The organism is Nakamurella sp. (genome assembly GCF_048594475.1).
Lineage (GTDB): Bacteria > Actinomycetota > Actinomycetes > Mycobacteriales > Nakamurellaceae > Nakamurella.
Genome location: NZ_JBMDXT010000274.1, coordinates 1 through 3,592 on the forward strand (window position 1 = coordinate 1; position 3,592 = coordinate 3,592).

Annotated in this window: 5 protein-coding genes; all 5 read right to left on the reverse strand. The window is 75.3% G+C overall.

The features are described from left to right. On the reverse strand, positions 1 to 615 hold a 615-nt coding region (locus tag ACOJUF_RS12790; protein ID WP_420122228.1), incomplete at its 3' end, for an urease accessory protein UreD. Beyond that, the gene (ureG, locus tag ACOJUF_RS12795) at positions 612 to 1,337 is read right to left on the reverse strand and encodes an urease accessory protein UreG (RefSeq protein WP_420122229.1); all 726 of its coding nucleotides are present in this window, start codon (positions 1,335 to 1,337) and stop codon (positions 612 to 614) included. The genes ureG and ACOJUF_RS12790, both read right to left, overlap by 4 nt. Positions 1,338 to 1,445: 108 nt before the next feature. Next, the gene (locus tag ACOJUF_RS12800) at positions 1,446 to 2,183 is read right to left on the reverse strand and encodes an urease accessory protein UreF (protein WP_420122232.1); all 738 of its coding nucleotides are present in this window, start codon (positions 2,181 to 2,183) and stop codon (positions 1,446 to 1,448) included. Positions 2,184 to 2,292: 109 nt separating this feature from the next. Beyond that, positions 2,293 to 3,030: a hypothetical protein gene (locus tag ACOJUF_RS12805; RefSeq protein ID WP_420122230.1), complete on the reverse strand. Its 738-nt coding sequence runs from the start codon at positions 3,028 to 3,030 to the stop codon at positions 2,293 to 2,295. Then, entirely contained in the window at positions 3,027 to 3,500 is a 474-nt protein-coding gene (gene rraA / locus ACOJUF_RS12810) for a ribonuclease E activity regulator RraA (RefSeq protein ID WP_420122231.1), read from the reverse strand. Before rraA ends, ACOJUF_RS12805 begins: the two co-directional genes overlap by 4 nt. Between the last annotated feature and the right edge of the window lie 92 nt (positions 3,501 to 3,592).

The following is a 3,592-nucleotide window of genomic DNA, read 5'->3' on the forward strand; positions in this document are numbered from 1 at the left end:
GGCCAGGTCGTACCGATTGCCGGGCGGCACGGCCGGCTCGGGGGGCGCCGCGATCCCGAGCAGCAGCACCGAATCGACGACCCGGCAGGACCCGAGCAGCCCGGGGCCCGACCGGACCAGTGGGTCGGCCAGCTCGAGGTCTTCGACCAGCAAGTCGGTCCCGTCGAGGCGGGCCCGGGTGGTCGAGCGCAAGGCGCCGCCCGCCTCCCCGACCCGGCCGAACACGAGCGTCTCCCGCAGGCAGGCGGTCGCGCCCGGCGCCAGGTCCAGTTCGGTCACCCGGAGCACGTCGGCCCCATCGGCGACGACGAACGGCTCACCGTTCCAGGTGAGGCGGGCGCCTTGACCGAGCCGGGCCCGGACGGTCCAGCCGGACGTCACCCCCTGGGCGTCGTAGGCGACGGTGCCCGCGGTCTCCACGACGTCCAGCCAGCCGCCGGCACCGACCCGCACGTCGAACTCGACCCGGTCACCGCCCAACAGCAGCGCGGTCGTCGCGACCAGCGCCACCCGGGCGCCGTCGGCGTCGACCCGCTGGACGCGCGCGGCCACCGGGCCGGGCGTGTGCGTCACCCGCGCCCGGCCCGGGGCCGGGTCGACCGCGATCAGCGTCACGGGTGCGGCTGGGCCTCGTCGTGCGCGTGCCAGCGGTTCTCGTCGGCGTGGAAGTGCGGGGCCATCGGACCGGGGTCCACCGGGACGTGGTTCCCGGAGCGGAACGACTCCAGGGTGAACCGGACCCAGGCGGTCAGCGCGTCGATCGAGGTCCGGTCGGTGCGGGACAGCCCGATCACCGGCCGGCCCGCCCGCGCGGCCTGGCCGTCGGCCACCATCTGCGATACGTCCACCCCGACGTACGGACCCAGGTCGGTCTTGTTCACGACCAGCAGGTCGGCCCGGCCGATGCCCGGGCCACCCTTGCGGGCGACGTCGCCGCCACCGGCCACGTCCAGCACGAACAGCTGGGCATCGACCAATGCCGGGGAGAACGTGGCGGTCAGATTGTCGCCGCCGGATTCGACGAGGACGACGTCGAGCGGGGCGAAGTCGGCTTCGAGATCCTCGACGGCCAGCAGGTTGGCGGTAACGTCGTCGCGGATCGCGGTGTGCGGGCAGGCGCCGGTCTCCACCGCCCGGATGCGCTCCGGGTCGAGCACGCCGGCCGATCGCAGGAACCGGGCGTCCTCGTCGGTGTAGATGTCATTGGTGATGACGCCGAGCTGCAGCTCGGCCGACATCTCCCGGCAGATGAGCGCGATGATCGACGACTTCCCGGTGCCGACCGGGCCGGCGACGCCGAGCCGGAGCGTGGTGCGCGAGGTGGTGGCAGAGGGCACAGATCAGCCTAACCCGGCGCCCCGCACCGGCCGAGGTCGTTGTGTGTCCACGACGTTTCGGGTGCGAGCGCGGCGGTGGCGGCACCGTCGGGCGGCCGGCCTGGTCGGTCAGGCCCGGAACAGCCGCTGGGTGGTGCCGGCGTGCTCCTGGGCCCACTGCTCGACCAGCGGCGCGGCACCCGCGGGGATGTCGGCGGCGGCGGTCAAGGAGCCGACCGCCGCCGCCAGGCGATCGATCTCCGCGGCCGCGCCGACCACCCATCCGGTGGCGACGACCGGGTCGAGCGGGTCCAGCTTGAGCGCCGCGGCGGCCACGGTCTGGGCGTCGTCGTACCCGATCAGCCGGGCGACCTGCGGTCCACCCAGGCCGGCCAGTGCCCCGGCCACGCCGATCGCGACCGCCCGGGTGGGCCGGCGGACCGCGCGCAGCGCCGCGCTGGCCGGCTCGTCCGGCCACAGCCCGGTGACCAGGCGGGCGTACCCCCGGCCCAGCACCTCGGCGTTCTCCCGCAGCGCCGGACTGACGGTGCGGGCCCGCCAGGCGTCGTCGACGGCGCGCAACCCGGCGGCCAGCATCCCGGCCAGGTCCGGCGGCTCACCAGGCCGGTCGCCGACCGGGCCGCCCGCTGGGTCGGGGTCCCGGTCGACCGCCCGGGCGCCGACGACGCCCGCGGCCAGGTGCCGGGCGACGACCGCGGCGCCGGCCTCGACGGCGACCACGGTGCGCAGCCGGGTCCGGATGTAGGCCGGCACGTCGGCGAGCGAGACACCGTTGCGCATCGCCGGTTCCAGCCCGGCCGACTGGGTGTGCGCACCGGTCGGCAGCCGCGCGTCGGCCAGCAGCATCAGCAGCACCTCGGAACCCCCGCCACCCCCGCCGAGTGTGCGGGAAGTGCCCCTTCCCGGGCCGTTTGCGGGCACCTTCTGCACACTCGGGGCTGCACTCGGCGGCGGGTCAGACGGCATCGGGCTTGGCCTCCACCCATACGGCCCGGGCCGATGCGACGATCTCGTCGCCGGCCAGCAGAGCGCTCGCGGTGCGCATGGACCGGTTGCCGACGGACTCGGTCCACCCGACGGCGACCAGCTCCTCCCCCGCGAGGACCGGTCGCCGCAGGTCGGCGGCGAGCCGGCCGAGCAGGGCGAACCGGTCCCGCCGCACCGCCTCGGCCGGGTAGCTCGGGCAGTCCAGCGCACCCCAGACGGCCGGGATCCGCAGCTCGCCGCGGTCCCCGCAGAACGCCTCGGGCACGACGAACGGGCTGGCCATCAGCTCGGGATGATCCGGCACCGGGCCGAAGCAGATCCGCAGGCCGTCCAGCCGTTCCGCGCCGCACACCACGCAGTCCGACAGCGGCAGGTCCAGACCCCGGAACGGATGCGCCGCCCACGCGGCCCGGGCCTCGTCGGGGGTGGGGCGGTACGGGGGTTCGGCGAGAAACGGGTCCACCGGGACCGCCTCGGCCAGCACCTCCTGGCCGCGGACCTGCCGGAGCAGCAGTTCGGCGCCACCGCCCAGGCGCGCCTTCACGGCCAGCGGGACGCCGACCGGGACGGGCGCCCGGAGGGTCACCTCGACCGGAGCGCTGCGCACGAAGCGCGCGAGCCCGCCGCACGCGAACCCGCCGTTGGCGTAGCCGCGGGGGCCGTTCTCCCGCGGGTCCAGGACCAGCGTGCCGCGTCCCCAGCTCACTGCGGCGCCGCCGGCAGCACGACGACGCCGTCGTCGTCGGACCAGATGTGGTCGCCCGGGGTGAACACGGCGCCGCCGAACTCGAGGACGACGTCCCGCTCGCCGGCGCCGGTCTTGCCGCTCTTGCGCGGGTTGGTGCCCACCGCCTTGATGCCGATCGGCAGCGTCCGCAGCGCCGCGCTGTCCCGGACCGCGCCGTGCAGGATCAGGCCTGCCCAGCCGTGGTCGACCGCCAGCTGGGCGATCAGGTCCCCGGTCAGCGCGGTGTGCACCGACCCGCCACCGTCCACCACCAGCACCCGGCCGCCGCCGGGTGTGCCCAGGATCGACTTGAGCAGCGCGTTGTCCTGGAAACACCGCACGGTGACGGCGGTCCCGTCGAACTCGGACCGGCCGCCGAACTGCCGGAACTGGGTGTCACAGGACTGCAGGCGGTCGCCGTACTCGGCATACAGATCCGCGGTGCTCATGCCACCGATCCTCGCACGCCCCCGGAGTTGATCAAGGGGACATTGGTGGTTGGCGGGGGGGCGGCCCACCCCCAAACCCATATACACACCCC